The 26,308-nt window shown below is 61.4% G+C and carries 32 protein-coding genes and 1 tRNA gene; 14 read left to right on the forward strand and 19 right to left on the reverse strand.

The features are described from left to right. Positions 1-40: 40 nt before the first annotated feature. Positions 41-802: a uroporphyrinogen-III synthase gene (locus GTW23_RS11215; protein WP_267660892.1), complete on the reverse strand. Its 762-nt coding sequence runs from the start codon at positions 800-802 to the stop codon at positions 41-43. Between the two features lie 9 nt (positions 803-811). Beyond that, entirely contained in the window at positions 812-1,741 is a 930-nt protein-coding gene (hemC, locus tag GTW23_RS11220) for a hydroxymethylbilane synthase (protein WP_152011105.1), read from the reverse strand. Between the two features lie 148 nt (positions 1,742-1,889). Here hemC and tsaD point away from each other — a divergent pair, with 148 nt between their 5' ends. The 7 genes from tsaD (at position 1,890) to GTW23_RS11255 (ending at position 5,707) form a co-directional block, all read left to right on the forward strand. Continuing rightward, positions 1,890-2,987: a tRNA (adenosine(37)-N6)-threonylcarbamoyltransferase complex transferase subunit TsaD gene (tsaD, locus tag GTW23_RS11225; RefSeq protein WP_252915840.1), complete on the forward strand. Its 1,098-nt coding sequence runs from the start codon at positions 1,890-1,892 to the stop codon at positions 2,985-2,987. 116 nt (positions 2,988-3,103) lie between these two features. Next, positions 3,104-3,397: a YciI family protein gene (locus GTW23_RS11230; RefSeq protein WP_252916307.1), complete on the forward strand. Its 294-nt coding sequence runs from the start codon at positions 3,104-3,106 to the stop codon at positions 3,395-3,397. 1 nt (position 3,398) lies between these two features. Next, positions 3,399-3,836, forward strand: a complete 438-nt coding sequence (locus GTW23_RS11235; RefSeq protein ID WP_252915841.1) for an EVE domain-containing protein — start codon at positions 3,399-3,401, stop codon at positions 3,834-3,836. A 45-nt stretch (positions 3,837-3,881) separates the two neighbouring features. Beyond that, on the forward strand, positions 3,882-4,529 hold the full coding sequence (locus GTW23_RS11240; RefSeq protein ID WP_252915843.1) for a class I SAM-dependent methyltransferase: 648 nt from the start codon (positions 3,882-3,884) through the stop codon (positions 4,527-4,529). 132 nt (positions 4,530-4,661) lie between these two features. After that, positions 4,662-4,934, forward strand: a complete 273-nt coding sequence (locus tag GTW23_RS11245; RefSeq protein ID WP_252915845.1) for a BrnT family toxin — start codon at positions 4,662-4,664, stop codon at positions 4,932-4,934. Further along, positions 4,900-5,187, forward strand: coding sequence for a BrnA antitoxin family protein (locus tag GTW23_RS11250; protein ID WP_252915847.1), 288 nt, complete (start codon positions 4,900-4,902; stop codon positions 5,185-5,187). Before GTW23_RS11245 ends, GTW23_RS11250 begins: the two co-directional genes overlap by 35 nt. A gap of 109 nt (positions 5,188-5,296) precedes the next feature. Continuing rightward, positions 5,297-5,707, forward strand: a complete 411-nt coding sequence (locus GTW23_RS11255; protein ID WP_252915848.1) for a DUF1761 domain-containing protein — start codon at positions 5,297-5,299, stop codon at positions 5,705-5,707. A gap of 23 nt (positions 5,708-5,730) precedes the next feature. On the opposite strand, the gene GTW23_RS11260 is transcribed toward GTW23_RS11255, so the two are convergent. Then, complete coding sequence (locus GTW23_RS11260; protein WP_252916308.1) at positions 5,731-6,279, reverse strand: L,D-transpeptidase family protein; 549 nt, start codon at positions 6,277-6,279, stop codon at positions 5,731-5,733. A gap of 158 nt (positions 6,280-6,437) precedes the next feature. Between GTW23_RS11260 and GTW23_RS11265 the strand changes: the two genes are divergently transcribed. Beyond that, positions 6,438-7,121: a response regulator transcription factor gene (locus GTW23_RS11265; protein WP_152011100.1), complete on the forward strand. Its 684-nt coding sequence runs from the start codon at positions 6,438-6,440 to the stop codon at positions 7,119-7,121. Between the two features lie 60 nt (positions 7,122-7,181). Beyond that, positions 7,182-7,640 carry a cyclic nucleotide-binding domain-containing protein gene (locus tag GTW23_RS11270; protein ID WP_152011099.1) on the forward strand — a complete coding sequence of 153 codons (459 nt, stop codon included), beginning with the start codon at positions 7,182-7,184 and terminating at the stop codon, positions 7,638-7,640. 59 nt (positions 7,641-7,699) lie between these two features. On the opposite strand, the gene GTW23_RS11275 is transcribed toward GTW23_RS11270, so the two are convergent. The 8 genes from GTW23_RS11275 to tesB all read right to left on the reverse strand — a co-directional run bounded on the left by GTW23_RS11275 (position 7,700) and on the right by tesB (position 17,092). Further along, a complete protein-coding gene (locus tag GTW23_RS11275) occupies positions 7,700-8,512 on the reverse strand; it encodes an exodeoxyribonuclease III (protein WP_252915849.1) in 813 nt (270 codons plus the stop codon). Between the two features lie 136 nt (positions 8,513-8,648). Continuing rightward, positions 8,649-9,335, reverse strand: coding sequence for an outer membrane lipoprotein carrier protein LolA (locus GTW23_RS11280; protein WP_425494002.1), 687 nt, complete (start codon positions 9,333-9,335; stop codon positions 8,649-8,651). Between the two features lie 82 nt (positions 9,336-9,417). Then, positions 9,418-12,039, reverse strand: a complete 2,622-nt coding sequence (locus tag GTW23_RS11285; protein ID WP_252915850.1) for a DNA translocase FtsK — start codon at positions 12,037-12,039, stop codon at positions 9,418-9,420. Positions 12,040-12,224: 185 nt separating this feature from the next. Further along, the gene (locus GTW23_RS11290) at positions 12,225-13,562 is read right to left on the reverse strand and encodes an ammonium transporter (protein ID WP_244615337.1); all 1,338 of its coding nucleotides are present in this window, start codon (positions 13,560-13,562) and stop codon (positions 12,225-12,227) included. A gap of 20 nt (positions 13,563-13,582) precedes the next feature. After that, complete coding sequence (locus tag GTW23_RS11295; protein WP_193217393.1) at positions 13,583-13,933, reverse strand: P-II family nitrogen regulator; 351 nt, start codon at positions 13,931-13,933, stop codon at positions 13,583-13,585. 345 nt (positions 13,934-14,278) lie between these two features. Beyond that, complete coding sequence (locus tag GTW23_RS11300) at positions 14,279-15,625, reverse strand: ammonium transporter (protein WP_210385812.1); 1,347 nt, start codon at positions 15,623-15,625, stop codon at positions 14,279-14,281. Between the two features lie 20 nt (positions 15,626-15,645). Then, positions 15,646-15,996: a P-II family nitrogen regulator gene (locus tag GTW23_RS11305; RefSeq protein WP_193217393.1), complete on the reverse strand. Its 351-nt coding sequence runs from the start codon at positions 15,994-15,996 to the stop codon at positions 15,646-15,648. Between the two features lie 217 nt (positions 15,997-16,213). Further along, the gene (tesB, locus tag GTW23_RS11310; RefSeq protein ID WP_152011094.1) at positions 16,214-17,092 is read right to left on the reverse strand and encodes an acyl-CoA thioesterase II; all 879 of its coding nucleotides are present in this window, start codon (positions 17,090-17,092) and stop codon (positions 16,214-16,216) included. A gap of 152 nt (positions 17,093-17,244) precedes the next feature. Between tesB and GTW23_RS11315 the strand changes: the two genes are divergently transcribed. Further along, positions 17,245-18,471: a ubiquinone biosynthesis hydroxylase gene (locus GTW23_RS11315; RefSeq protein WP_252915851.1), complete on the forward strand. Its 1,227-nt coding sequence runs from the start codon at positions 17,245-17,247 to the stop codon at positions 18,469-18,471. A gap of 24 nt (positions 18,472-18,495) precedes the next feature. On the opposite strand, the gene GTW23_RS11320 is transcribed toward GTW23_RS11315, so the two are convergent. The 5 genes from GTW23_RS11320 to GTW23_RS11340 form a co-directional block, all read right to left on the reverse strand. Further along, positions 18,496-19,044 carry a TetR/AcrR family transcriptional regulator gene (locus GTW23_RS11320; RefSeq protein ID WP_252915852.1) on the reverse strand — a complete coding sequence of 183 codons (549 nt, stop codon included), beginning with the start codon at positions 19,042-19,044 and terminating at the stop codon, positions 18,496-18,498. Between the two features lie 131 nt (positions 19,045-19,175). Beyond that, a complete protein-coding gene (locus tag GTW23_RS11325; RefSeq protein ID WP_252915853.1) occupies positions 19,176-19,397 on the reverse strand; it encodes a Trm112 family protein in 222 nt (73 codons plus the stop codon). Between the two features lie 15 nt (positions 19,398-19,412). Next, a complete protein-coding gene (locus tag GTW23_RS11330; protein WP_252915854.1) occupies positions 19,413-20,090 on the reverse strand; it encodes an LON peptidase substrate-binding domain-containing protein in 678 nt (225 codons plus the stop codon). 83 nt (positions 20,091-20,173) lie between these two features. Next, positions 20,174-21,172, reverse strand: a complete 999-nt coding sequence (gene trxA, locus GTW23_RS11335; protein WP_252915855.1) for a thioredoxin — start codon at positions 21,170-21,172, stop codon at positions 20,174-20,176. Positions 21,173-21,221: 49 nt separating this feature from the next. Further along, complete coding sequence (locus GTW23_RS11340) at positions 21,222-21,719, reverse strand: prolyl-tRNA synthetase associated domain-containing protein (protein WP_252915857.1); 498 nt, start codon at positions 21,717-21,719, stop codon at positions 21,222-21,224. 327 nt (positions 21,720-22,046) lie between these two features. Between GTW23_RS11340 and GTW23_RS11345 the strand changes: the two genes are divergently transcribed. The 3 genes from GTW23_RS11345 to GTW23_RS11355 all read left to right on the forward strand — a co-directional run bounded on the left by GTW23_RS11345 (position 22,047) and on the right by GTW23_RS11355 (position 23,419). Next, positions 22,047-22,121, forward strand: a tRNA-Gly gene (locus GTW23_RS11345). Between the two features lie 333 nt (positions 22,122-22,454). Further along, complete coding sequence (locus GTW23_RS11350; RefSeq protein ID WP_193217392.1) at positions 22,455-22,889, forward strand: potassium channel family protein; 435 nt, start codon at positions 22,455-22,457, stop codon at positions 22,887-22,889. Positions 22,890-22,996: 107 nt separating this feature from the next. Then, the gene (locus GTW23_RS11355) at positions 22,997-23,419 is read left to right on the forward strand and encodes a metallopeptidase family protein (protein ID WP_152011086.1); all 423 of its coding nucleotides are present in this window, start codon (positions 22,997-22,999) and stop codon (positions 23,417-23,419) included. A gap of 77 nt (positions 23,420-23,496) precedes the next feature. Here GTW23_RS11355 and GTW23_RS11360 read toward each other — a convergent pair whose 3' ends face one another. Genes GTW23_RS11360 through GTW23_RS11370 form a run of 3 tightly spaced genes read right to left on the reverse strand, consistent with a single transcriptional unit; the run spans position 23,497 to position 25,798 of the window. After that, positions 23,497-24,663, reverse strand: a complete 1,167-nt coding sequence (locus tag GTW23_RS11360) for an amidohydrolase (protein ID WP_252915859.1) — start codon at positions 24,661-24,663, stop codon at positions 23,497-23,499. Positions 24,664-24,665: 2 nt separating this feature from the next. Further along, a complete protein-coding gene (locus GTW23_RS11365) occupies positions 24,666-24,872 on the reverse strand; it encodes a DUF1737 domain-containing protein (protein ID WP_152011085.1) in 207 nt (68 codons plus the stop codon). Continuing rightward, entirely contained in the window at positions 24,869-25,798 is a 930-nt protein-coding gene (locus GTW23_RS11370; RefSeq protein WP_252915860.1) for an HpcH/HpaI aldolase/citrate lyase family protein, read from the reverse strand. Before GTW23_RS11370 ends, GTW23_RS11365 begins: the two co-directional genes overlap by 4 nt. Before the next feature lie 163 nt (positions 25,799-25,961). Here GTW23_RS11370 and GTW23_RS11375 point away from each other — a divergent pair, with 163 nt between their 5' ends. Further along, complete coding sequence (locus GTW23_RS11375) at positions 25,962-26,195, forward strand: hypothetical protein (protein ID WP_152011083.1); 234 nt, start codon at positions 25,962-25,964, stop codon at positions 26,193-26,195. Positions 26,196-26,308: the final 113 nt, after the last annotated feature.

The raw sequence follows: 26,308 nt of genomic DNA on the forward strand, positions 1-26,308 counted from the left end.
GGTCGCAATACGCTCAAACCGTGGCGGTGGTTCCGGCAAATCAGCCCAACCGGGCCATCGACGCAAGCAGGCTGTCCTCGTCGGGATGTTCGGCCACCACCACACGGGATTGCCAACCCTGCTCCAATTCGCCCGCTATTGCACTCGAAAGGCAGAAAAAACGCACGGAATCCAGCGTTTTGCCGAGTTCATGATTGTTGCAAAGTGCAGAAAAGCGTCTTGCTGCATTCGCCGAGTAGAGCAGCACAGCGTCCGGCACGGGAGAGAAAAAACGCGATTTCAAAATGTCAGTTGAATAACTTATTTCTGCCATTTCATAGCATTCAAGCACCACGTAAGCGGTGCCTGAGGCGCTCAGGGCAGTCTCGATGACTGGCTTGCGCGGCACTCCGGCAAGGTAGGCCTGTACACCCTGCCCATCGCTTGCTTCCGGGAGATCCGCAGTCCTGCCCTCGCCCGCATTTTCGGCGATCAGGGCCGCCAGATCCTCGGCCGTACCGCCACCCTCAGTGATCCGGAGAAATCCGGCGTCGCGGGCGGCCTGTGCCGTGGCGGGACCGACAACATGGATCGGCACCCGGCAAAGCTCTGATCCGGATACATCGCCCTGCCCGAACATGGCGAAGGCGCGGGCGCTTGTTGCGATCAATCCCCGGATCGTTGCCACGGGCGGCAGATCTTCAGCTGTTGCGGTGACCCTGCTTTCAAACAGCGGCATCAGAACCGGGTCATGGCCGAGGGCTGCGAGGCGCTCGGACGTCCGTTTCCCGCCGGGTTCCGGACGCGTTACCAGAACGCGCATCGCTCCGCCTCAGGTCCAGCTGTCGAAGAAACTGCTGCCGGCCCGGTCACGCACTTCGGCGCCGGCGTCCGCGCCCAGCTGCGCAGCATCTCCGAGAGGACCTTCACGGCGGATGTCATGCCACACCGAACCATCGGGAGTGAGGATCATCCCGTAAAATGAGAGCTGGCCGCCAGCCACTCTCGCCAGCCCCGCAATCGGGGTCCGGCAGGATCCGTCGAGCGCGCCCAGGAAGCCCCGCTCGCACAGAAGCGCGGCCTCGGTGTCGGCATGGTTGATCGGGGCCAGCAGTTCGGCAATTCGCTCATCATTGGTTCTGGCTTCTATGCAAATCGCTCCCTGCCCCGGCGCCGGGGGAAAACTCTCCGGATCAAGCAGTTCGGTGATAACCCCGGTATTGCCGAGACGCTTGAGCCCGGCATGGGCCAGCAATGTCGCGTCGACCTGCCCCTCGCCAAGTTTGCGCAGCCGTGTTTCGACCTGGCCACGGAAGGTGATGACCGACAGATCGGGCCGCAGTCGCCGGATCAGTGCCTGGCGCCTCAGCGAGGACGACCCGACCACCGCATTCAGCGGCAAGTCCTCGAGCCGGGGCGCGGAACGACCTATGAACGCATCCCGAACATCCTCGCGCTCCAGAAAGGCCACCAGCCCGAGGCCTTCGGGCAGCGCAGTCGGCATGTCCTTCGAGGAATGCACCGCCAGGTCCAGCCGTCCGTCGCTCAGCTGCTCTTCGAGTTCCTCGGTGAACAATCCCTTGCCGCCGATCTCCGACAGCGGCCTGTCGGTCACCCGGTCGCCCTTTGTCGACAGCACCACGATCTCGAACGCATCCTCGGGCAGCCCGTGCGCCGCCATCAGCCGGGAGCGTGTTTCGTGAGCCTGCGCAAGTGCAAGCGGACTGCCGCGGGTACCGATGCGGTAAGGTTTCATTTGCAAGTCATCCGATCCGTTGTTACCGACAAACTGGTACCGGGATCATCCCGCGAGCGCAACATTCAGGCGCGTGCGTGTCGCGTTCAATGGTTTCACTTGAACGCGCGCCACCATACATCACGCCAGACGACTAGGATCCGCAAGGACGGGCATGACCACCGGTAGCATTGATATTCTGGGAATCGAGACAAGCTGCGACGAGACCGCGGCCGCCGTTGTGCGCCGCTTTACCGATGGTAGCGGCGAAATCCTCTCCGATGTGGTGCTGAGCCAGCTCGATCTGCATTCGGCCTTCGGTGGCGTGGTGCCCGAACTTGCCGCCCGTTCGCACGTCTCCACACTCGACAGGCTGGTGGAACAGGCGCTCGCAGAGAGCGGCGTGCCTCTCCCCCAGATCGATGCGGTCGCGGTCACATCCGGGCCAGGGCTGATCGGCGGGCTGATGGTCGGGCTGATGACGGCCAAGGCGATTGCCATGGCGGCTAACAAGCCCTTTCTCGGCATCAACCATCTTGAAGGCCATGCGCTGACCGCGCGCCTGACAGACAATGTCACGTTTCCCTACCTCTTGCTGCTGGTGTCGGGCGGCCACACCCAGATCGTGCTGGTCAAGGGCGTCGACGACTATGAGCGCTGGGGAACCACCATCGACGATGCGCTGGGCGAGGCCTTCGACAAGACCGCCAAGCTGCTCGGCCTCGGCTATCCCGGCGGCCCCGCGGTGGAACAGGCAGCCCTTTCGGGCGAGCCAAAGCGCTTCCGCCTGCCGGTGCCGATGCGAAAGGATCCGCGGCTGGACTTCTCCTTCTCCGGCCTGAAGACCGCGGTGCGGCAGATGGCGGAGCAACAGGCGCCGCTGTCGCAACAGACCATTGCGGATCTGTGCCTGGCCTTCCAGACCTCGGTCACGGCCAGCATCGATGACCGTATCGCCATGGCGCTGGAGCGCTTTACGGAGCGTTTCGGAACCGAATCAAAGCCAGCGCTCGTGGTTGCGGGCGGTGTCGCCGCCAACAAGGCGATCCGCACCACGCTTGAAAACCGGGCCTCAAGGGCCGGTTTCCGCTTTATCGCGCCGCCGCTCAACCTGTGTACCGACAATGCCGCGATGATTGCCTGGGCCGGCGCCGAACGCCTGGCCGCGGGACTTCCTGCCGACCAGCTGGACCTCGCCCCCCGGTCGCGATGGCCGCTCGATCAGGCCGCCACCGCCGTGCTCGGCCACGGCAAGCGCGGTGCAAAGGCCTGATCCGCTCTTGACCTGAACCGGTATTGAAACGAGAGATCGGGCAAGGCATAGAATGCGGCCACGCCCGACTGGCGATCCCGACCCTGGCGCCAGGCGCCCAACCCGATGGAGACTTCATGTATTTCGTCCTGATGTGCAAAGACAAGCCGGACTCGCTCGAGCTGCGGATGGCAACGCGCCCGCCTCACGTCGAGTATCTCAAGGACCTCGAAGCCCGTGGCATCCTGAAGACCGCGGGACCGTTGCTGGGCGACGATGAAAAGCCGGTTGGCAGCCTGTGGATCATCAAGGCAGCCGACAAGCAGGAAGCCGAGGCGCTCGCCGCCGGCGATCCTTATGCCAAGGCCGGGCTGTTTGCCTCGGTCGAAATCCGTGCCTTCAACTGGACCTTCAAGAACCCGGAGGCTTGAGATGGCTTACTGGTTGTTCAAATCCGAGCCTTTCAAATGGTCCTGGGAGATGCAGAAGGCCAGGGGCGACGCCGGCGAACAATGGGACGGCATCCGCAACTACCAGGCCCGCAACAACATGCGCGCCATGAAACTCGGCGACAAGGGCTTCTTCTACCACTCCAACGAGGGTCTGGAAGTCGTCGGTATCGTCGAGGTCTGCGAACTGATCCATCCCGACACCACCATTGACGACCCGCGCTGGGAATGCGTCGATATCCGCGCGGTGTGTGACGTGCCGAAACCGGTGACGCTGAAGGACGTCAAGGCCAATCCGAAGCTGGCCCAGATGAGCCTGGTGACATCGATGCGGCTGTCAGTGCAGCCGGTGACCGAGGAGGAATATCTCGAGGTCTGCCGCATGGGCCATCTCGAAAATCCGCCGCGATCGCCCGAGTGAGAGCCGGAGTGAGAGCCGCGTGATGCCCGATCCCGGCGCAGGCTGATGAAAACCGACCCGGAGCGCTTCATCCGCGCCAACACCGTGCTTGGCGCGCCGCCGCATGTCCCGGAGATCCGGCTGCATCTGGCCGATGAAGCCCATGATCTGTGGCTCAAGACCGAGGACGAACTCGATGCCCTCGGCCTGCCGCCGCCGTTCTGGGCCTTTGCCTGGGCCGGAGGTCAGGGTCTCGCCCGGCATCTTATCGACAATCCGGATCTCGTTGCCGGCAAGGTGGTGCTCGATTTCGCCTCCGGATCGGGACTGGTGGCGATCGCCGCCTGTCTCGCAGGTGCAACGCGGGTGAACGCGGTCGACATTGATCCCTGGTCGGCCACCGCGGCCCGCCTCAACGCAGCGGCCAACAAGGTCGGGTTTGAGATCAGCCAGACGGATCTTGTCGGAACCGATTCGGGCTGGGATGTGGTTCTTGCCGGCGACGTGTTTTACGACCGGACCATGAGCGACCTGATCCAACCCTGGTTTTCCGCTCTCGCAAAACGCGGCGCGCTGGTCCTTGTCGGCGATCCCGGCCGCTCCTATTGTCCGCCCAACGGCATGGAGTTGCTCGCAACCTACCAGGTACCGGTGACACGCGCGCTGGAAGACAGCGAGGTGAAGCGGACATCGGTGTTTCGTTTCATCAGTTAACACGAAATTTCTAGCTTGCGTGGTATATACATTTCGTATATACATTTTTTGTTGCGGCGGCGATTCCCACCAAACTACCACACGGTTGTGTGAGCGCGAGGCGTGGGTAATCTATGTTGCGAGGAAAAAGACATGGACTTTACATGGGACGAAAACAAACGTGCTGAAACGTATAAAAAGCACGGCGTCGACCTTTTAGAGGCAGCTCTTATTTTTGAAAATGACGTGTTGGAAAGAGAAGACACACGCAGGAATTATGGCGAGAAACGCATGATCGCTTTGGGTATGGCTGACGGCGAGGTTTACATCGTCGTTTATACCACGAGGGATGAAGTCTATCGCCTCATTACAGCGTGGAAAGGAGGTCAGCGTGACCGGGAAGAATATGAAAAGAGCCGGCCTTAGCGACCTGCGGAAGATGAAGGAACGGGGTGAAACGCACTCGTCCGTCAACGCAGAACCCGCACCGGACCTGCCAAGGGGGTTTTGGGATGATGCCGAACTGGTCAATCATACTGTAACCAAGGAGCCGATCAGCTTGCGTGTGGATGCCGATGTGCTTGAGTTTTTCAAGGCCCAGGGAAAAGGACACCTGACGCGGATGAATGCGGTCCTGCGGTCTTATGTCGAGGCACAGCGATCGAAGACCCATCGATAAGACAGATCGATCGTTCATACGCATGAGACCCGGAATCGAAACCGCGGCGCGGTTGATCTCTCAATGACACGGCATCCGTGATAAGATCGTTCCTTTGCGGGAGAGGCTCATGAATTTTGCAGGCATGAACTATCTGGCAATCCTTGTCGCGGCCATTGTCGCCTTTGTCATTGGCGCGGTCTATTACGGGTCGCTGAGCAAGCCGTGGATGAAGGCCGCGAGGCTTGACCCGGAAGGGCCAAAGCCGGCCATGGCGCCGCTGATGATTACGACCTTCATCCTCGAGCTGGGCCTGGCCTTCGTGACCGCCGGCATGATCGGCCACCTCGGAGCCGGCCAGGTGACACCGGTCAACGGTTTGATTTCAGGCCTGTTCATCTGGGCCGGCATCATCTTCACCACCATGACGATCAACAACCGATACCAGGGCTTTGGCTGGGACCTGACCCTGATTGATGGACTGCACTGGCTCTTGGTGATGATCGGGATCGGCCTGACCATCGGCTGGTTCGGGGTCTGACCGCAAGCCGCGCGTTCGCCGTTCTACTGAACCCGGATGATCGTGCCACGCCTGAGCAATGGCATGATGCGCAGCATGTCGCGTCGTGAGAGTGCGATGCAGCCCTGTGTCGGCGGAAATCCGGGCTTCGCCACATGCAGGAAGATCGCGCTGCCGATGCCGCGCCGCCGCGAACGGATGTTCCAGTCGAGCACGAATCCGAAATCGTAGAGAACATCGTTTCGGACAAGTGTCTCGTGGCTGGCCGGAAACGGCAGCCGCACCGGCCTGTTGTAAGCCCCATGCCCTGGCGCGTCGCACCATCCATCCCGGCAGCTCACCCGCTGCAAGGCCAGACCCGCACCGTCTGGCGTAAGCATGCCGCCGCGTCGAAACCCCGACAGAACGGCCATGGTCGCGCGCGGCGTTCCGCCATCGCCCTCCCGTTTGAACGCGGTCACGCCACCCCGCCCGAGCGCCGCCGGAACCGTCACCGGCCCGATCCTGACCAGCCCCTTGAGCCGGTTCATCGGCGACGTCCGCACCGCGATCACCCGTGGTCCAGTCCGTTTTGCCGGCGGTTTGTGTAACATCGATCTCACGATCAAGTGCTCCTGCTGTGAGCCTGGACGACTATTTAGCACTTTGCCCTCGCGCCGAAAGTGCCTAAACAGGAACACAATGCCATATGACACCATCTGTGGCGCCGGATTGCTCCCGCGCCGATGCCTGTACGAAGAAGGAAGCCGCAATGACCGCTCGCTCGATCCTGCTGGTAGATGATGACGATGACCTGAGAGAGACCCTCGTCGAACAGCTGTCGCTCTACGAGGAATTTGCCATTTCCCAGGAATCCTCGGCCACCAAGGGTGTGCAGGCTGCCAGGAGCGAACATGTCGACCTGCTGATCATGGATGTCGGCCTGCCCGACATGGACGGGCGCGAAGCGGTGAAACTGCTGCGCAAGGGCGGTTTCAAGGCGCCGATCATCATGCTCACCGGCCACGATACCGATTCCGACACGATCCTGGGGCTTGAAGCCGGCGCCAACGACTATGTCACCAAGCCCTTCCGCTTTGCCGTGCTGCTGGCGCGTATCCGCGCGCAGTTGCGCCAGCACGAGCAGAGCGAGGACGCCACCTTCACCGTCGGCCCCTACACCTTCAAGCCGAGCCAGAAACTGCTGCTAGACGACAAGGGCGGCAAGATCCGGTTGACCGAGAAGGAAGCCGCGATCATCCGCTATCTCTACCGCGCCGACCAGAAGGTCGTCACCCGCGATGTGCTACTCGAAGAGGTCTGGGGTTACAATTCGGGTGTCACCACCCACACGCTCGAGACCCATGTCTACCGGCTTCGCCAGAAGATCGAGGCCGATCCGTCGAACGCCGAGATCCTGGTAACCGAAAGCGGCGGCTACAAGATCATCCCGTGACCGGTTTCACCCGGTCTCCGATGAGACTCTACGCGACACAGGCTTTCAAGGAGTGCATCCGTGGCTCTGAATGATGATATCGCCCTGCTTTCCATTGTCCCGCTGTTTTGCGACATCAGCGAAGACAAGCTCCGGCTGATCGCGTTCGGCGCCGAACGGCGAAAGCTGCAGGCCGGCCAGATGCTGTTTCGCGAGGGCAGTCCTGCCGATTGCGCGTTCGTGGTCGCGAGCGGCCGTTTCGAGCTGTCCCGCACCGGCAAGGGCGGACAGAGCGTCCCGCTCGGCTTCGCCGAACGCGGCACCCTGCTCGGTGAACTGGCGATGGTGACCTCGGTCAACCGCTCGATGACCGCCATTGCTCCTGACACGGCCGAGGTCATCCGTATCAACCGGCCGCTGTTCCGCCGCATGCTTGAGGAGTATCCGGACATCGCCGGCATCATCCGTCAGCGGATCGATGAGAATCTTGCAGCACTCAATGCCGATCTGGGCAGGATTTCCGGTCGCTTTGGCGGCTGACGCCAGGGCAGGCTGCAGCCCGGTCACACAAACCGACAGGCCTCAAGAACCGTTCGTCGTTAGAAATCAAAATGCGCCGTCACCGGAACATGGTCGGAGGGCCGTTCCCAGCCGCGGGCTTCGCGCAGCACGTCTATGCGCTTGAGCGCCGGCGCCAGGTCCGCCGATGACCAGACGTGATCGAGCCGCCGCCCGCGGTCGGCCGCGTCCCAGTCCTTGGCCCGGTAGCTCCACCAGGTGAAGATCTTCTCTTCCGGCGGAATGTGGGTCCGGATCAGGTCGACCCAGCCGCCCGCCTTCTGCATCGCCATGAAGTTCTCGGTCTCGATCGGCGTGTGGCTGACCACTTTCAGAAGCTGCTTGTGCGACCAGACATCGGTTTCAAGCGGTGCGATGTTGAGATCCCCGACCAGGATCGAGGATACCCCATCAGCGAGCTCGGCCTCGGCGTGAAGCCGCTTCATTTCCTCGACAAAATCCAGCTTGTGCGCGAATTTCGGGTTGATCTCGCGATCGGGTTCGTCACCGCCGGCCGGAACGTAGAAATTGTGGATGCGGATGCGCCTTGAACCGGGTGCCTCGACAACGGCCGAGACGTTCCGGGTGTCATCGATCGCGCAGTAGGTCTGCCGCCGGTCATCGCTCAGCGGCCGCCGCGAGATGATCGCCACCCCGTGATAGCCCTTCTGGCCATGGATCGCGAGATGCTCATATCCAAGCTTGCGGAAGGCGGCGCTCGGAAATGCGTCATTGGGACATTTGGTCTCCTGCAGACACAGGACATCGGGCCGTTCGGTCTCGAGAAAATGCTGAACCAGCGGAAGCCTGAGCCGGACGGAATTGATATTCCAGGTCGTAACGGAGAACGCCAAATCGAAATCGCCTTCTAGAGGAAAACCAGCCTGTATTTGGCCGATTAGCCACCCAAGGGCAAGCTGATCCTGTCGGCCGGCCGAAGTTCGCCCGTCATCCACAATCAAATGAAGGCTTGGATCAGAATGATCTGCTTTAGCGCTCGCTCGGGCGTTTTTCGGACGGAACCTGCGCGTAAGGCACCTCGAACACGTCCTCGGCGAACCGAACGCCACTCTGGACGTTGAAGATCATCACAGAAGTGTCCTTGCCTTGTGCGTCGCGGATGGTCCATTGCCGCAACTCGAAAGTCTTCGGGTCGAACATCATGGAAATGGTCGAATCACCGAAAATCGACTTGTTGCCCATAACGATCGTGGTCAGATCAGGGTCTTCCTTGACCGAACGCACGGTCTCGCCCGACAGGTCGATCCGTTCTGACAGGAGCAGTTTCAGAGGCGTTTTGCCGAGTGGGTAGAGATCCCAGGTCCTCAGCTTGCGGTTGCCGATCACCACATTCTTGCCGTCGGCGATCACCCGCACAGCCGAGGGCGCCTCATAGTTGAAGCGCAACTTGCCGGGACGCTCGATGAAGAACTTGCCGCCGGTCTGCTCGCCATTGGGTCCGAACTGGATGAATTCGCCTGTCATGGTTTTGACCGAGGCAAAGTGGTCAGCCACCCTCTGGGCCGTCTGCGCCGACTGCGCGGTACCCGGGAAAGCTACAAGCCCGGCGGCGGCGGCCATCAGCGACAGGCCCAGTCCCAGACCGCCGCCCAGCAGGGCGCGGCGGGCCGGGTCATGGCGGTCGGTCATCGTGGTTGAAATGCTCTGCTTCGACATCTCAGTCTCCGTTTGTTCTCGGCCTCTGTCTCGCCCAAGACTGCGGCGCCAGTGTGACGTGCGGCACACGTCGCCGCACCAGTTAGCGCGGATCGATTTCGTCTTCGGTCGGCACCAGGATTTCACGCTTGCCCGCATGGTTGGCGGGACTGATGACACCTTCGTTCTCCATCCGCTCAATCAGCGAGGCAGCACGGTTGTATCCGATCCCCAGCCGGCGCTGGATATAGGACGTCGATGCCTTGCCATCACGCAGCACGATGGCCACCGCCTGGTCATACGGATCGTCCGAATCGGCAAGATTGGAGGTTCCTGCCGGACCGCCACCGCCCCCCTCGGTTTCATCATCATCCTCGGTAATCGCATCGAGATATTCCGGCACGCCCTGTGTTTTCAGGAAGGAAACGATGTCTTCGACTTCCTTGTCCGAGACAAACGGACCGTGGACACGCTGGATGCGGCCACCACCGGCCATGTAGAGCATGTCGCCCATGCCCAGGAGCTGTTCTGCACCCTGCTCACCCAGAATGGTCCGCGAATCGATCTTCGAGGTGACCTGGAACGAGATCCGGGTCGGGAAGTTGGCCTTGATCGTGCCGGTGATCACATCGACCGACGGACGCTGTGTCGCCATGATCACATGGATGCCCGCGGCACGGGCCATCTGCGCCAGCCGCTGCACCGCACCTTCGATATCCTTGCCGGCGACCATCATCAGGTCAGCCATTTCGTCGATCAGAACGATGATGTAAGGCAGCGGCGTGAGATCGAATTCCTCGGTCTCGTAGACGGCCTCGCCGGTCTCGCGGTCAAAGCCGGTCTGCACCGTGCGGGTGATCGGCTCGCCGGCATTGCGCGCCTGCTCGACCCGCTGGTTGAAGCCGTCGATGTTGCGCACGCCGATCTTCGACATCTTCTTGTAGCGCTCTTCCATCTCCCGGACGGTCCATTTGAGCGCCACCACGGCCTTTTTCGGATCGGTCACCACCGGTGTGAGCAGGTGCGGGATCCCGTCATAGACCGAAAGTTCGAGCATCTTCGGATCGATCATGATCAACCGGCACTTTGACGGATCCATCCGGTACAGGATCGACAGGATCATCGTGTTGATCGCCACGGATTTGCCCGAGCCGGTGGTACCTGCCACCAGCACATGCGGCATCTTGGCCAGATCGGCGATCACCGGTTCACCGCCGATGGTCTTGCCAAGTGCCAGCCCCAGCTTGGCCTTGGAGGTCTCGAAATCGCGGCTGGCGATCAGCTCGCGCAGATAGACGGTTTCCCGCTTCTGGTTCGGCAGTTCGATACCGATCGCATTGCGGCCGGGAACCACGGCGACACGCACGGCGATCGCACTCATCGAACGCGCAATGTCATCGGCAAGCCCGATCACCCGGGAAGACTTGATGCCCGGTGCAGGTTCAAGTTCATACAGGGTGACGACCGGGCCGGGCCGGACATGAATGATCTCGCCCTTGACCCCGAAGTCCTGCAGCACGCCTTCGAGCATGCGGGCATTCTGTTCAAGCGCCTCCGGCGACAGCGAGGAATCCTTGGCCACATTGCGGGCTTCGGCGAGAAGATGGACCGATGGCAGCGAGAACCCGTGATCGTCGAGCATCGAACCCTGCGCATCGCGATGCAACCGCGCACCCGGCTTGGGTCGTTCGGCGGGTGCAGCGATCCGTGGCGAAGTCGCCTGACGAACCGGAGCCGGCTGCGGACGCCAGTCCGCCGCAGGATCGTCTTCCTGGTCGAAATCATCGGACAGGATGCCTTCGGGCAGCGGCTCATCATCGATATCGAAAGGTGGAGCATCATCGACATGTTGCGGACGGCCCTGGGTCGAAGCTGCGAAGCCCGGTTCGATTCTTTCCCCAACAGGGCGACGGGCCCCGTCCTGAAAGACATCATCGGCGGGATCGTACGCGCGGTTCAGATCGAGCGGGGAATCGGGCATCGGGCGCAGTCTTCGCAGGTCTGCCAGGCCGACCATCCGCCGCAGCCGTGCCCGCGTGGTGTACCATGCATGGGTGACAGCACCCAGGATCAGCGAACCGCTCGACGCTTCATCGAGTTCGTCGTCATCTTCGACAACCGGTTCGTCGATGTCTTCAACGATCACGGGACGTCCGGTCAGGCCGGCGCCGAAGACCAGCAGCCAGCATGCCACCGGCGCTATCAAAACCCCGAGAATGACCGCTACCAGGCCGGAGGGAAACCCGCCAGTGAACACCGAGGGGAGCTTCAGCGCCATGTCGCCGAGAACGCCACCGAGGCCGTTGGGCAGGGGCCAGGCTTCCGAGCGCGGCATCAGCCCGAACAGCGCAGCTGTCAGCCAGGCGCCGCCGAACCAGGCCGCGGCACGGCGTGAGCCACGGTCGACCGGCCTGTTGCGCATGAGGCCGATGGCCCAGAACAGCGCCGGCAGAAGACCAATAAGCCCCGCCAGGCCAAAGAACTGCATGACCAGATCGGCAAACGCCGCGCCGCTGAAACCCAGGGCGTTCTGCGGAACAGCGCCATTGGCGTTGGAGAAGCTCGGATCGGTGACATTCCAGGTTGCCAGCGCCGCAATCGCCAGCATCAGCCCGGCAAGGATTGCCAGCCCGATGACAAACCTGATCTGCCGTCGAACCAGCTCACCCAGCAGGGTGCTGTGCGAAGAAACGCCTGACGGTAGAGATGAAGAGCCTGACTGCATGGGTACACAACGTCCGAATCGGGTTTTGGGCCCTTGCGAACCCACATTCGGCAAATCTAACCGGTACCGGGTTAATGCGGCATTAACCATGCAAACCGCCCGACCGGTAAAACACTCAGGCTCAAACGCAAAGACGCGGCCCGGAAGGCCGGGCCGCGTCTTCGGTCTTGTTGAATCAGGTCTGCTCAGCCGTGATAGGCGGCTTCGCCGTGGGAGGCCAGATCGAGACCCTGGCGTTCATCCTCGACGCTGACGCGCAGACCGATGGCCATGTCGACGATCTTGAAGAGAATGAACGAAAGGATGCCGCACCAGAGGATGGTGATGCCGACCGCAGAGGCCTGAATGACGAACTGCGAACCGACGGCATAGTCTTCGCCGCCCGCGCCGCCGAGACCGGGCATGTTGACGACCGCGGTTCCGAGTGCGCCGACGATGCCGCCAACGCCGTGGATGCCGAACACGTCCGCCGTGTCGTCATAGCCGAACTTGTTCTTCACCACCGCGACGAAATAGTAGCAGACCGCCGAGGAGACCGCGCCCAGCGCGATGGCGCCAACCGGGCCCGCGAAGCCCGCCGCGGGGGTGACAGCGACGAGACCGGCGATCATGCCGGAAACCGCGCCGAGCAGCGAGGCCTTGCCGCGATGCAGGGTTTCGATCACCGTCCAGGCCAGAATGGCACCGGCGGTTGCGGTAAAGGTGTTGATCATGGCGAGCGCAGCGCCGGCATTGGCTTCCAGATTGGAGCCGGCATTGAAGCCGAACCAGCCGAACCACAGCAGTGCCGCGCCGACCATGGTCAGCGTCATCGAGTGAGGCGCCATCATGTCGCGACCGAAGCCGGTCCGCTTACCGACCATGATCGCACCGATCAGGCCGGCAATACCGGCATTGATATGCACCACAGTACCGCCGGCAAAATCGAGCGCGCCCATCTTGTAGAGAAGGCCGTTGGCATCCCACACCATGTGGGCGACCGGGAAATAGACAAAGGTGACCCACAGTGCGACGAACAGCATCACCGCCGAGAACCGGATGCGCTCGGCGAACGCACCGACGATCAGAGCCGGGGTGATGCAGGCAAAGGTCATCTGGAAGGCGATGAAGATGTATTCGGGGATCATCACGCCGTCGGAGAAGGTGGCCGCTTCACTGGCCGGGGTTACACCCGCCAGGAACATTTTCGCGGTTCCGCCCCAGAACGCGCTTTCCGACCCACCAAAGGCGAAGGAATAACCATAGAGCACCCAGATCACCATCACCATGGCGGTGATCAGCGTACACTGCAGCAGCACTGACAGCATGTTCTTGGTCCGCACCAGGCCGCCATAGAACAGCGCCAGGCCGGGCAGGATCATCAACAGCACCAGGATGGTCGAGACCAGCATGAAGGTGGTGTCGCCCTTGTCCATCGTCGTGGTTGCTTCCTGGGCGAAAGCTGGAACAGCGAAAGCGGCGAGTGCGCCCGCTGCCAACAGCCCGATCCGAAGCGGGGATGTGTGTGACATCTGAAGTGTCATGGGTTAGGTCTCCTGTTGCCTTACAACGCGTCGGCGTCGGTTTCGCCGGTGCGGATACGCATGGCCTGGTCAATCGAGTAAACGAAGATCTTGCCGTCGCCGATCTGGCCGGTCTTGGCTGACGTCGCGATCGCTTCGACCGCCTTGTCCACCGCATCCGACGCAATCGCGATCTCGATCTTCAGTTTCGGAAGAAAGCTCACCGCGTATTCCGTGCCGCGGTAGATCTCAGTGTGCCCCTTCTGTCTGCCGTAGCCTTTGACTTCGCTGACGGTCAGGCCCTGAATGCCGATAGCCGTCAATGCTTCACGCACCTCGTCCAGCTTGAACGGCTTGATGATGGCCATCACAATTTTCATCTGGTTTCCCATCCTTGTTGTCCGCGGCCATGCCGCCTCTCCTGACAGACAACCCGACACCCGTCGGATCGTCCGTTTGGGAATTCCCAATCAAGTGCCGTGCCAAACGGCAATGTGCCGGAAACCAAGCCTTTCAGACGGGCAGACAGCCCTGCAGGGTGGCAAGATGTCGAATTATTGTGCACAAACATCGGGGTTTATGATGTTTTATTCAGCACTGCCGCTTTGCGCGCCAATGCCGCGCCTGGCCAGCCAGGCTTCTGAACGGGGTCTGTCGATACAAAAAAGGGCCCGGAAAAACCGGGCCCCAAAGGTGGGATGGAACTCCATCCCGACGGGATTTCATGACAAGGACAATCAGCCCTTGGTGAATTCCGGATAGGCTTCGACACCGACTTCCGCCATGTCCATGCCCATCATTTCCTGCTCTTCCGTGGCGCGGATGCCGACGGTCGATTTCAGGATCAGCCAGATCACGCCCGACACCACGAAGGTGAACACGCCGATCGAGACGATACCCAGGATCTGGGTGCCGTAGGACATGTCCGGGTTGGAGAACGGTACGATGAAGGTGCCCCAGATACCGGCAAGAAGGTGAACCGGGATGGCGCCGACCACGTCGTCGATCTTGAACTTGTCGAGCATCGGCACGGCAAACACCACGATCACACCACCGACGGCGCCGATGATGATCGCCGTCAGCGGCGAAGGCATCAGAGGCTCGGCGGTGATCGAGACCAGGCCGGCGAGAGCGCCGTTGAGCGCCATGGTGACGTCGACCTTCTTGTACATGATCTGGGTGAGGATCATCGCCGCGACCACGCCGCCACAGGCTGCGAGATTGGTGTTGGCAAAGATCCGGCTGATGTCGGATGCGTCACCGTTCGACCCGAGGGCCAGCTGCGATGCGCCGTTGAAGCCGAACCAGCCGAGCCACAGGATGAAGGTTCCGAGCGTGGCAAGCGCCATCGACGAACCCGGCATCGGGGTGACCTTGCCGTCCGCTCCGTATTTGCCCTTGCGTGCGCCGAGGATGATGGCGCCGGCGAGAGCGGCCCAGCCACCGACCGAATGAACCAGCGTCGAACCGGCGAAGTCGGAGAAGCCTGCTTCGCTGAGCCAGCCTGCGCCCCACTGCCAGGAACCGGTGATCGGATAGAGCACGCCGGTCAGGATTGCAGTGAAGATCAGGAACGGCCACAGCTTGATGCGCTCGGCCAGAGTGCCCGAGACGATCGATGCTGTGGTGGCGCAGAACACCATCTGGAAGAACCAGTCGGAAGCAACCGAGTAGTCGCCTTCGTTGGCACTGCCGGCGTCAGGCCAGCTGTAAGGCATCGGCGTGCCGAAATAGCCACCGTTGACGTTGGTGTACATCAGCGAATAGCCGATGATCCAGAACATCAGGCCGGCAATCGAATAGAGAGCAATGTTCTTGAGGCACTGCATCGAGACGTTCTTGGAACGCACCAGACCTGCTTCCAGCATGGCAAAGCCGGCGGCCATCCACATGACGAGAAAACCGCCGATGAGGAACAGGAGCGTGTTGAAGATGAAGGCCGTTTCGGCGGCCGTGGCGAATTCCGGCGCCGCGGCGGCTTCGGTTGCTTCCTGGGCGAAAGCTGGAACAGCGAAAGCGGCGAGTGCGCCCGCTGCCAACAGCCCGATCCGAAGCGGGGATGTGTGTGACATCTGAAGTGTCATGGGTTAGGTCTCCTGTTGCCTTACAACGCGTCGGCGTCGGTTTCGCCGGTGCGGATACGCATGGCCTGGTCAATCGAGTAAACGAAGATCTTGCCGTCGCCGATCTGGCCGGTCTTGGCTGACGTCGCGATCGCTTCGACCGCCTTGTCCACCGCATCCGACGCAATCGCGATCTCGATCTTCAGTTTCGGAAGAAAGCTCACCGCGTATTCCGTGCCGCGGTAGATCTCCGTGTGCCCCTTCTGTCTGCCGTAGCCTTTGACTTCGCTGACGGTCAGGCCCTGAATGCCGATAGCCGTCAATGCTTCACGCACCTCGTCCAGCTTGAACGGCTTGATGATGGCCATCACAATTTTCATCTGGTTTCCCATCCTTGTTGTCCGCGGCCATGCCGCCTCTCCTGACAGACAACCCGACACCCGTCGGATCGTCCGCCTGACCCCAAGGAATCAAAAGCCGTGCCAGTTTCGAAAAAAACCGGCAACCTGTTGAAAAAATGATGGAATATTCAGCGGAATGATTCAGGCGTGCGCCGCGCCGCACAGTCGAAGATCACAAATTAGGCAAAAGTTAACAAATGCCTATATTTTAGGCTTTTGCCCGATCTCGAATCAATCCTTCCTGCGCGACCGAGGCAATCAGCCTGCCGTCGCGCTGGTAAAGACTGCCGCGTGTGAAGCCGCGGGCGCCATTGGTGTTGGGCGAATCCATGCTGTAGAGCAACCAGTCATCCAGTTTCGAGGGCCGGTGGAACCACATCGCGTGGTCCAGGCTGGCGACCTGCAGCTCGCGGTCAAACACCGAGCGGCCATGCGCAAACAGCGCCGTGTCGAGAAGCGTCATGTCCGACAGATAGGCGAGGATCGCCGCCTGGATGATGTGGTCATCCGGCACCGGACCTGTGGTCCTGACCCAGACCTTCTGCTGCGGCTCGAGTTTCTGGTCGGAAATATAGTGCTCCAGCGACAGCGGCCGCACCTCGATCGGACGCTCCCGCTCCCAGTAGCTGCGGATATGATCGGGCGCACCGGCAAGGAAGGCTTCGCGCATCTCCTCCTTGCCCGGCAGATCCTGCGGCTGCGCAACGGCGGGGATCGGGTCCTGGTACTCGAGCCCCTCCTCGGCCTTCTGGAACGAGGCCGAAAGCGAGAAGATCGCCTTTCCGTGCTGGATCGCCACCACCGAGCGGGTCGCGAAGCTCAGGCCGTCACGGATCCGGTCGACCTCGTAGATGATCGGAGCGGCGGGATCGCCGGGACGCATGAAATAGGCATGCAGCGAGTGAACCGGCCTGTCAGCCGTAATGGTCCGCTGCGCCGCCACCAGCGCCTGGCCGATCACCTGGCCGCCAAAGACGCGCTGCCATCCGACCTGCGGACTTGTTCCGCGGAACAGGTCCTGCTCAAGCCGTTCAATGTCGAGACTTGAGAGCAATTGTTCCATGGCGGTGGGAGCTGTGCGCGACATTTTGGTTTTCTCGCAGAGGTGGGCTGTAAGATGACAATGCGGTATACGGTGTCATGAGGCTGCTGCAAAGACCGCGGCTTTCATATAGGGCACGAATGAAGGGCAGCGCGCGCTGTCTGCCGGCAGATGCGGACCTCGGGAAGGAACATGCGATGACCACCACGACCCTCGATATTCTGGTATGCGGCGGCGGCTATGTCGGTCTTTCGGCTGCAGTGGCCCTGAAACTTGCGGCGCCGTCGCTGGATGTTGCCGTGATCGACGCCGCGCCGCCCGAGGTATGGCGCAAGGACCAGCGCGCCTCGGCGATCGCCGCCGGCGCAAGGCGCCTGCTGACAACGCTTGATGTCTGGAAGGACATCGAAGCCGAGACGCAAGCCATCAATGACATGATCATCACCGATTCGCGCACCTCCGACCCTGTCCGTCCGGTGTTTCTGACCTTCGACGGCGCAATCGAGGATGGCGAGCCCTTCGCCCACATGGCGCCGAACGTTGCCATGGTTGCTGCCCTTCGCGAAAGGGCGGCAGAGATCGGCGTGGCGATCCACCAGTCAGCCGCCGCATCGGCCCTCGACATCAGCGAGCGCGACGCCCGTGTCGAAACCGCTGATGGCCGGACATTCGCCGCAAAACTCGTGATCGCTGCCGACGGGGTCAAGTCCAGCCTGCGCGAGATGGCCGGCATCAAGACCCAGCGCTGGGAATATGGCCAGTCGGGCATTGTCACAATGGTCGCCCATGAACGCCCGCACAATGGCCGCGCCGAGGAGCATTTCCTGCCCTCCGGTCCCTTTGCCATCCTGCCGCTCAGCGGAAACCGCTCGTCGCTGGTCTGGACCGAACGGACCGAGGATGCCAACCGGCTCGTTGCCGAAGACGATTTTGTCTTTGAGGCCGAGCTCGAGCGCCGCTTCGGCCATCATCTCGGAGCACTGACGGTCGAAGGTGGACGCCGGGCTTTCCCGCTCGGATTGACGCTCGCGCGGGAATTCGTCCGGCCGCGGCTGGCGCTCGCCGGCGATGCCGCGCACGGCATCCATCCGGTCGCGGGCCAGGGCCTCAATCTCGGCTTCCGCGATGTCGCGGCCCTGGCTGAAACGGTCGTCGAGGCAAACCGTCTCGGTCTGGATATCGGCTCGCTGACCGTACTGGAGCGCTACCAGACCTGGCGCCGCTTCGACACGGTGCGCATGGGGGTCACCAGCGATATCCTGACGCGGATGTTCTCAAACGACATCACGCCGTTGCGGCTGATCAGGGATTTCGGCCTCGGGCTCGTCGACCGTATGCCGGCGATGAAACGCTATTTCATCAACCAGGCCGCAGGCATTCCCGATGCTTCGGGCCCGCGGCTGCTGCGCGGCGAGACAATCTGACCGCCGCAGCGTCTCAAGTGATCTTCAAATCCCCGATTGCGGCGCGATCTGCAGGCTTTGTTCGGCGCGGCGCAGGCTTTCCATCAGCACAGTCATGTCGTTGAAAGCGTGGGCCAAGGTGATTCCGCCTTGCCATTCGATGACAACGGCACGGGCACGGGCCATCGCAATAGATGGACGCGGGCCTGTTTTCTGCAGCTCCCGGGCAATGAAACTCACAAGCAGTTCGAAGCTTTGACCGGCCCGCGCCGATGCATCCGGAGCCGACCGGCGAAAATCCCTGACCGCCGCGCTTATCGGGCATCCGTTTTCAACCCGGCTGCGGTTGGACTGTCCAAGCCTGTGCAGCAGGAACCGGATACGCTCACGCGGATCCGGCGATGCGGTCTCTGCTTCGAGGGTCAGGGATTGGGTTTCACTGACAAAAACATCAGCCACCGCCAACGCCAGTTCCGCCTTGGAGCGAAAATAATAGAACATGTTGCCCTGCGGCACCCCGGCGGCGCGGGCAATGTCGGCAATGCTGGTTGCGGAAAAGCCGTTTACCCAGAACAGTCGCGCTGCCGCGGCCACGATCGCTTCCCGCCTTTGGTCGCCCTTTTTCGCCACAAGCCCGCCTTTCTGATTTGGTCGGCTGACTTATAATCGAGCGATCAAATGGTCCCGTCAAGCGCCGCCCGCCGCCGGGAAGACGTCGTGGGGTCTCATTCCTCGTCGGGAAGTTGCCGAGCTTCGGAAACCAGCATGATCGGGATGCCGTCGCGCACCGGGTAGGCCAGCCTTGCGCGGGCGGAGACCAGCTCTTCCCGTTCGGCGTCGAATTCCAGCGGCCCGTAGGTCAGCGGACACACCAGAAGCTCGAGCATCTTGATGTCGACAGCGCCCCTTGCTCGGGGATTCTTTTCCGGCTGAACCTGGTCGGTCATTGGCACGCAGCACGCCTATTGCAGAACGCGTCCATAATCCTCTGAATCGCGCGCAAGGGCAATCTCGGTAATCGCAATCAGCGTTTCCGCCCGAACCCTGAGATTGTCCGCTTCCAGCAGCGCCTGCTTTTCCGCCGGCCCGTAGGGCGACATCATCGACAGCGAATTGACCAGCGTCTGTGTGCTGGCCCGCTCGACGGAGTTCCAGTCGGCCTCGAGGTCATTGGCGTCCAGATAGGCCTTGAAGCTTTCGAGCAGCGCCTTCCTGTCGACTTCCGCGCCTTCATCGCCGGCTTCAAGATCACCCAGGAAGGGCGAAATCCGGCAGGTCCGGTAAGGCTTGCGGCCCTTCTCCACTTCGCCGCCCACCCGGAACCGGCAGACACCGCCCAGGGTGATGACGTAGCGGCCGTCTCCGGTCTCCGCAAACGAGGTAATCCGCCCCAGGCAACCGACACGGCACAGGTCCTCGACAGGACCCTTGCAGGACTCCGCCTCGGCCATCGCCGGTTGAATCACCCCGATCAGCCGGTGCGAACTCATCGCGTCATCAAACATCGAAAGATAGCGCGGTTCGAAGATATTCAGTGGTAACTGCGACCCCGGCAGCAACAGCGCACCGGACAGCGGAAAAACCGGAACTTGTTCCGGAATATCCGCTTCGAGCCGATAGGATTTGTTCCCGACCTGCATGCCATTAAGCCTCAACGTTCATTACACACCGGAATGTGGGGCAAACCTTTAAAATCTCAAGGGTCTGCCGCGAAATCAGACGCTCAGGAAAACAGCAGCGAGGAAAGCTGCCGCCGGGCCGAAAGCGTTGCCGGATCGACGGGACCCCAGGCTTCAAAAAACTCCAGCAGCGTCTTGCGCGCCGCTTCGTCTTCCCAGGCCCGGTCCTTGCGCATGATCGCGAACAGCTCGTCAGCCGCTGCTTCCCGGTAGCCCTGGGCATTGAGGATCTTGGCAAACTTCAGCCGTGCCTCGTGATCGTCGGGATTGGACGCAAGGCGCGATTCCAGCTCGACCGGATCACCCAGTTCGGCGACTTCGCGCGCCATTTCCACCCGCTTGAACACGGCAGCAACTTCCGGATCCTTGCGGTCTTCGGCAGGAATGGCATTGAGCAGTTTTTCGGCCCGGTCAAACTCGCCCGCCGCCAGCATGCAGCCGGCCATCCCGGCAATCGCGCCGACATGGCCCTGGTCCACTTGCAGGATGGCGCCAAACCCGCGTGCAGCGGTTTCCACATCGCCCGAGGTGAACGCCTCTCGCGACTGTGCCAGAATCTGTTCAACCTGCTCTTCGGCCGAGGATTTCGCCGGCGGGCCGGCCACCTTGTCGATGAACTCGCGAATCTGGCTTTCCGGCAGCGCGCCCATGAAGCCATCCACCGGCTTGCCGCCCGAAAAGGCGACCACGGCGGGGATCGACTGAATGCCCATCTGTCCCGGAATTGCCGGGTGATCATCGATGTTGAGCTTGACCAGCCTGACCCGGCCGTTTGCTTCCCGCACCACCTTTTCGATGATCGGGGTGAGCTGCTTGCAGGGTCCGCACCATGGTGCCCAGAAATCAACCAGAACCGTAACATCCTGCGACGCCTTGATCACGTCGGCGGTGAAGTCAGCGGTGGTGGTGTCAGAGATCAGATCCGCGGCTCCAGCCACACCACCGGCGGGTGCACCGGCCGGTTTCGCGGAATCGCCGAACGTCACCGTGCCGCTCATCTGGCCGCCGGATGCCGGCGCATAGGGATTGTCGAAGTCACTCATGGGTCTGATTCCGTGCCTGCTGTAAGATATCTGTGTTCAAAATCGTGATTTAGACCGAAACTTTCAAGATCATCGGTTCGTGGCCGGTATGGGCCAGAAAGCGCTTGAGGTCATCCCGCCCGATCGATGTGGTCGCATCGTTGCTCAGGGGATGAGCATTGATAACCTCGTTGTCGAGCAGCGGCGCGTCAATGACGATTGTCACTTCGTGGTCGGGATCATTGATCGCGCAGAAGATTGTGACCGAGCCAGGCGCCACACCAAGCTTCTCCATCAGTGCTTCCGGTTTGCCGAACGACACCCGCCCGCTGGCCCCGATCAGCGTGTGGATCGTCTTCAGGTTCACTTCGGCATTTTCTTCGAGTGTGACCAGGAAGTAGGCGCCTTTCTTGTCCTTGAGAAAGAGGTTTTTCGTGTGCCCACCCGGGATCTCGTCGCGCAGAGACTGTGATTCGGCGACCGTGAACACAGGTGCATGATCAACTGTCGAATACGCGATCTCAAGAGCATCGAGGCAATCGAGGAGATCTTGGCGGGTCTTGGGCATGGAATACACTCTCGCTGAAAAATGTAGTCAGATGGGCGACGTTGAATCCGCGGCCAGGTTTCATTTCGCAGGATTCCGGCCCGATTTCGCCCCCTTGATAGGCAACCCGGCAAATCGGCGCAATGCCCGCCCTATTCCGGGCTTGTCGGCGGGGTGACGGTCGGGCTCAGGACGGGCGCACGACACGCCAATGCAGGCAAGTTGCGATATAGTGCATTTGACTGAAAATTCCCTGTTGCATTTGAAAGCAGGTTGCGCCATATAGCGCCGGTCCGGGCCGGAAGCGTCTGGACAACCGGTCCGGGTTCCCCACGGACATGGTGATGAGCGGGCGTAGCTCAGGGGTAGAGCACAACCTTGCCAAGGTTGGGGTCGGGCGTTCGAATCGCCTCGCCCGCTCCAGTTTCTCCAAATCTCAAAGGTCATGAAGCTGGTCCATCAGAGTTCGGTCAGGTGCCGTTTGGGTATCCCTTGGCTGCAGATCGGCTTGCCTGATATTCGCAAGACTTTCTTTCGGCCGCGCATGCCGAGACACCAAAGTCCCAGGCCTGAAAAATCTCAAAACGGAAGTGCGTCGCGTTTGATCCGCATCAACGTGGCAACCCTATCATGAGTGGATAATGAAATCGGACCAACCTGATGGACATCTTGGCCTCAGGCATCCCTGTTCCTGTGGAACAGGTGGTTCCTTGCCCGCCGCCGCATCCGATTTCCCCGTCACCGAGCAGAAAATCCATGATCTCCGAGCTTATCATCGGCACCCTCACCATCCTGGCGTCCACCGCCGTCATGATCGCGTTTGTCCTTGTAACCATCCGGCTGGTCCGCAGGGCGGAAGCCAATTATACGGATCGCCGTCCCGGGATCTGGCAGTTTTTCAGGCTGCTATCGAGCGCCGTCATCCTCGTGCTTCTTGCCAACACCGTATGCGTCTGGCTCTGGGCGATCCTGTTCCATTTCCTCGGCGTCTTCCCGACGCTCGAGGAAGCGGTTTATTTCTCGATGGTCTCCTTCACCACGGTCGGTTACGGCGATGTCGTTGTCGAACACAGCTGGCGCATTCTGTCGGGCTTCGTCTCGGTCAACGGCCTGCTCGCCTTCGGCGTCTTCACCGCTGTTCTGATCGAGATCATCCGCGGCCTTTCAGACCGCTACATCCCGAGGCGATGAATTCTGCTTGTGAACTGCTGCTCTCGAAAAAGCAGTGCTTTTCACTTATATGCACAATACTGGCCTGGTGAGGCCCTGAAAGCGGCTAGTCGGGCAAAGGAAGTTTCATGGCGAGGGTTGATCAAACGGGCGATTGGCGGGACAGGCATGCACCGTCACTTGCCGAGTTCGAATCCCTGGCGATAGATGCCTATGCCAAGCTGCCCGACGGGTTCCGGGCCCACACGGGCAACGTGGCTATCATCGTCGCGGATTTCCCCGATGACGACATCTTCGAGGACATGGGGCTGGAAACGCCATTCGATCTGCTCGGCCTGTTCGAGGGTCGCGGCCTGACCGAACGGTTCACCATCGAGACCGGCGAACTGGCCAACCGGGTTCTGCTCTACCGTCGGCCGATCCTTGATTACTGGGCCGAGAATGATGAAACCCTGGGCGACATCATAACCCACGTCCTCATTCACGAGATCGGCCATCACTTCGGCCTGTCCGATGAAGACATGGAACGCATCGAGGCCGGCGTTCCCTGAGACCGGGTCCGGCCTCACTTAACACTCTCACTTGTTTTGTGACGGATTTCACGCGCTGGCGACGGGCTCCGGGGAGCCTATGACCGCGCTCCGCCGCAAAGATCACGGGCAATCTGCTCGAACAGCCTTGTTCCAATCGGAATCAGGGCGTCCGGGAAATCGAAATCGGGATTGTGCAGCCTTGGGTGATCTTCTCCCGAGCCGAGCACGAACAGGCCGGTCTTGGCGACACTGCCAAAACGTCCGAAATCTTCCGACCAGCGAAACGGATCGCCAACCTCGACACGGGCGGTCCCCAGCAGCTCTGCCGCAGATTCGATATGAGCCACCGCTGCCGCGTCATTGTGACCGGCGGCAAAATTCTCGTGGCGGGAGAATTCGACGCCCAGGCCGCCGGCTTCCGCCAGCCGTCGAGCCAGCTCCTCCGCCAGATTGATAAGGTCAGCCTGCAACTCGTCATCAATGGCCCGGATCGTGACCCAGACATCGGCTTCACCGGGCGAGATCCCGAAGGCCGCCTCGCCAACCCGCGCATGCGAAAGGGTGACCAGCGAATGGCCGGCGGAGTGACCCAGTGTCTCCGGCAGCGCCGGCAGGGTCTCGACCAGCCTTGCCATCACCGCCGCCGGGCTGACCCCGGCCTCGGGCTGGGCCGCATGTGACGTCCGGCCGGTCAACCGGATGGCCAACCCCTCGGAGGCAAATGTGAACGGACCGGACCGGACCCCGACCGATCCCAGCGGCAACCCGGGCAGGTTATGAAGCGCGAAGGCATAATCCGGGCGGATCAGTTCGAAGCGCGGATCTGCGATCACGTCCGCGGCACCCGCCCCGGTTTCCTCCGCCGGCTGGAAGAGCAGCACCACGCGGCCGCGTACCGGCCGGTTGGCAGCCAGTTGCACGGCCAGGCCGCACATGATCGCCATGTGGCCGTCATGTCCGCACAGATGCCCCTTGCCGTCGATCTCCGAGCGCCAGGCGAAGCGCGAGATCTCGGTGATCGGCAACCCGTCCAACTCACACCGGAACAGCACGGTCGGACCCGCAGCGCCACTGTTATAAACCGCCGCGACTCCGTGCGTGCCCAGATCCGTCAGGATCTCGTCAGGGCCATGGCGTTCGAGTTCGGCAACAATCCGGGCAGCTGTCTGCCCCTCTTCGCCGGAAAGTTCCGGTCTGCGATGAAGATCGTGGCGCAGAACGGTCAATTCCGCCACGGCGGCAGGTGTCAGGAGGTCGGTCAAGCTTACTGGTCTCCAAGTTTCATGTCAGGATCATAGGCCTTTCCCTCGACCTCCTTTGTCACCGCCTGGCCGCAATGCATCAGGCCGGTTGCCGCGTTGAAGGACAGCGAGGGCGAGCCATGCAATTGCCAGCCCTTCGAGAGGGCGAGGCTGACCTTGTGGCAGAAGGCACTGTCGTCTGGTCCGGTGAGAAAACGATAGAGTTTCATGTCGTGTGGTCTCCGTCATGGCGCGCGGCAATCCGCGCCGCCTTTTCAATCAGCCGTTCGGCCATCTCCAGATGCAGCCGTTCGACCATCTTGCCGTCGAGGCTGATAACGCCCCGATCCTGGTTTTCAGGCAGACTGAAAGCCTCTGCGATCGCCTTTGCCTCGGCAAGCTGCCCGGCCGGGATGCCGAAGGCCTGGTTGGCCGGTCCGATCTGCGCCGGATGGATCAGCGTCTTGCCGTCAAACCCCATGGCCCGACCCTCGTCGCATTCGCGCTTGAGCCCGGCCTCGTCCCGGAAATCATTGTAAACGCCGTCAAGAACGTCGAGGCCATAGGCCCGCGCCGCAAGCACGATCTGCATCAGCCACGATGACAGCCATGGCCGCCCCGGCAACGAGGCGACGCCGGTTTCCTTCATGAGGTCATTGGTTCCGGTAATCAAACAATCCAGCCGCGCGCCGTCGGACCGTGCCGTGCGCGCGATGTGGCCCGCGTTCATGACCCCGCGCGGGGTTTCGATCATTGCCCACAGCCGCAATGACAAAGCCGCATCGGTCTGCTCAAGCGCGTCTTCCACCGCGATGATGTCTTCAGGCGTTTCCACTTTCGGGATCAGAATCGCGCCCGGCTTGCAGCCACGCGCCGCAAGCAGATCCTCCGCACCCCATGGTGATGACAGGGAATTGATCCGGATCACCGTCTCCACGCCATCAGGCAACGCCGCAGCCCGTCCGTCCCTGAAAAATCGCCGCAGGCTCTCGCGGGCTTCGTCCTTGGCGCCGGGCGCGACCGAATCTTCAAGGTCAATGACGGCGCTGTCACAGGCCAGCTGTGGCAGTTTTTCAAGGGCGCGGGCATTGTTTGCCGGCAGATACAGCGCCGAACGGCGAGGCCGCACGGGCCGGAAGGGTGATGTCTGGGTCATCACGCCTTATTGCCTTTGACGCGACCGCCATGCAAGGGCCCCGGTTTCTTCCGCAAGCTTGATGCGGGCTCCAGGCATCCATGAATACCGGCAGACTGCAGCGCACTATTGAACGCCGCGCTACCGATCCCCACATGATCGATAACAACAAAGGAACATGGTTATGAGAAACATTCTCGCAGTCTTGACCGGATTGGGCCTGGTGGTCGCTGCCTTTGCAGGCGTTGCCTTGGCGCTTGTTATTGGTACCCTCGCAGCAGGCACGATCGTCCTTGCACGTCTGACCGGACGGCTCCAGCCTGCCATGGCAAAGGCAAGCACTTCCGGCAACCGCGACAGGGCCAGAACCGACTACAGGGTCTGGAATGACGGCCGCGGCACCATTATCGACATGTAGTTCGCAACGCTGCCGCCGCTTGCAACCGCCTTCTGGCGGTTAAGTGTCGGCAAGCCTCTTCTTTTTCGGGTCTTTGTTTGTTAAATGCTCCGGCACAGACAGACAGGATCAGC

Source organism: Parahoeflea alexandrii (assembly GCF_024105735.1).
Classification (GTDB): Bacteria; Pseudomonadota; Alphaproteobacteria; order Rhizobiales; family Rhizobiaceae; genus Hoeflea; species Hoeflea alexandrii.

Excerpts from the sequence above, each read along its gene's own strand:
- GTW23_RS11215 (WP_267660892.1), bottom strand. The coding sequence starts at position 802 with ATGCGCGTTCTGGTAACGCGTCCGGAACCCGGCGGGAAACGGACGTCC.
- tsaD (WP_252915840.1), top strand. The coding sequence starts at position 1,890 with ATGACCACCGGTAGCATTGATATTCTGGGAATCGAGACAAGCTGCGAC.
- GTW23_RS11230 (WP_252916307.1), top strand. The coding sequence starts at position 3,104 with ATGTATTTCGTCCTGATGTGCAAAGACAAGCCGGACTCGCTCGAGCTG.
- GTW23_RS11235 (WP_252915841.1), top strand. The coding sequence starts at position 3,399 with ATGGCTTACTGGTTGTTCAAATCCGAGCCTTTCAAATGGTCCTGGGAG.
- GTW23_RS11240 (WP_252915843.1), top strand. The coding sequence starts at position 3,882 with ATGAAAACCGACCCGGAGCGCTTCATCCGCGCCAACACCGTGCTTGGC.
- GTW23_RS11245 (WP_252915845.1), top strand. The coding sequence starts at position 4,662 with ATGGACTTTACATGGGACGAAAACAAACGTGCTGAAACGTATAAAAAG.
- GTW23_RS11255 (WP_252915848.1), top strand. The coding sequence starts at position 5,297 with ATGAATTTTGCAGGCATGAACTATCTGGCAATCCTTGTCGCGGCCATT.
- GTW23_RS11260 (WP_252916308.1), bottom strand. The coding sequence starts at position 6,279 with ATGTTACACAAACCGCCGGCAAAACGGACTGGACCACGGGTGATCGCG.
- GTW23_RS11265 (WP_152011100.1), top strand. The coding sequence starts at position 6,438 with ATGACCGCTCGCTCGATCCTGCTGGTAGATGATGACGATGACCTGAGA.
- GTW23_RS11280 (WP_425494002.1), bottom strand. The coding sequence starts at position 9,335 with ATGTCGAAGCAGAGCATTTCAACCACGATGACCGACCGCCATGACCCG.
- GTW23_RS11285 (WP_252915850.1), bottom strand. The coding sequence starts at position 12,039 with ATGCAGTCAGGCTCTTCATCTCTACCGTCAGGCGTTTCTTCGCACAGC.
- GTW23_RS11290 (WP_244615337.1), bottom strand. The coding sequence starts at position 13,562 with ATGACACTTCAGATGTCACACACATCCCCGCTTCGGATCGGGCTGTTG.
- GTW23_RS11295 (WP_193217393.1), bottom strand. The coding sequence starts at position 13,933 with ATGGGAAACCAGATGAAAATTGTGATGGCCATCATCAAGCCGTTCAAG.
- GTW23_RS11300 (WP_210385812.1), bottom strand. The coding sequence starts at position 15,625 with ATGACACTTCAGATGTCACACACATCCCCGCTTCGGATCGGGCTGTTG.
- GTW23_RS11305 (WP_193217393.1), bottom strand. The coding sequence starts at position 15,996 with ATGGGAAACCAGATGAAAATTGTGATGGCCATCATCAAGCCGTTCAAG.
- tesB (WP_152011094.1), bottom strand. The coding sequence starts at position 17,092 with ATGTCGCGCACAGCTCCCACCGCCATGGAACAATTGCTCTCAAGTCTC.
- GTW23_RS11315 (WP_252915851.1), top strand. The coding sequence starts at position 17,245 with ATGACCACCACGACCCTCGATATTCTGGTATGCGGCGGCGGCTATGTC.
- GTW23_RS11325 (WP_252915853.1), bottom strand. The coding sequence starts at position 19,397 with ATGACCGACCAGGTTCAGCCGGAAAAGAATCCCCGAGCAAGGGGCGCT.
- GTW23_RS11330 (WP_252915854.1), bottom strand. The coding sequence starts at position 20,090 with ATGCAGGTCGGGAACAAATCCTATCGGCTCGAAGCGGATATTCCGGAA.
- trxA (WP_252915855.1), bottom strand. The coding sequence starts at position 21,172 with ATGAGTGACTTCGACAATCCCTATGCGCCGGCATCCGGCGGCCAGATG.
- GTW23_RS11340 (WP_252915857.1), bottom strand. The coding sequence starts at position 21,719 with ATGCCCAAGACCCGCCAAGATCTCCTCGATTGCCTCGATGCTCTTGAG.
- GTW23_RS11350 (WP_193217392.1), top strand. The coding sequence starts at position 22,455 with ATGATCTCCGAGCTTATCATCGGCACCCTCACCATCCTGGCGTCCACC.
- GTW23_RS11355 (WP_152011086.1), top strand. The coding sequence starts at position 22,997 with ATGGCGAGGGTTGATCAAACGGGCGATTGGCGGGACAGGCATGCACCG.
- GTW23_RS11365 (WP_152011085.1), bottom strand. The coding sequence starts at position 24,872 with ATGAAACTCTATCGTTTTCTCACCGGACCAGACGACAGTGCCTTCTGC.
- GTW23_RS11370 (WP_252915860.1), bottom strand. The coding sequence starts at position 25,798 with ATGACCCAGACATCACCCTTCCGGCCCGTGCGGCCTCGCCGTTCGGCG.
- GTW23_RS11375 (WP_152011083.1), top strand. The coding sequence starts at position 25,962 with ATGAGAAACATTCTCGCAGTCTTGACCGGATTGGGCCTGGTGGTCGCT.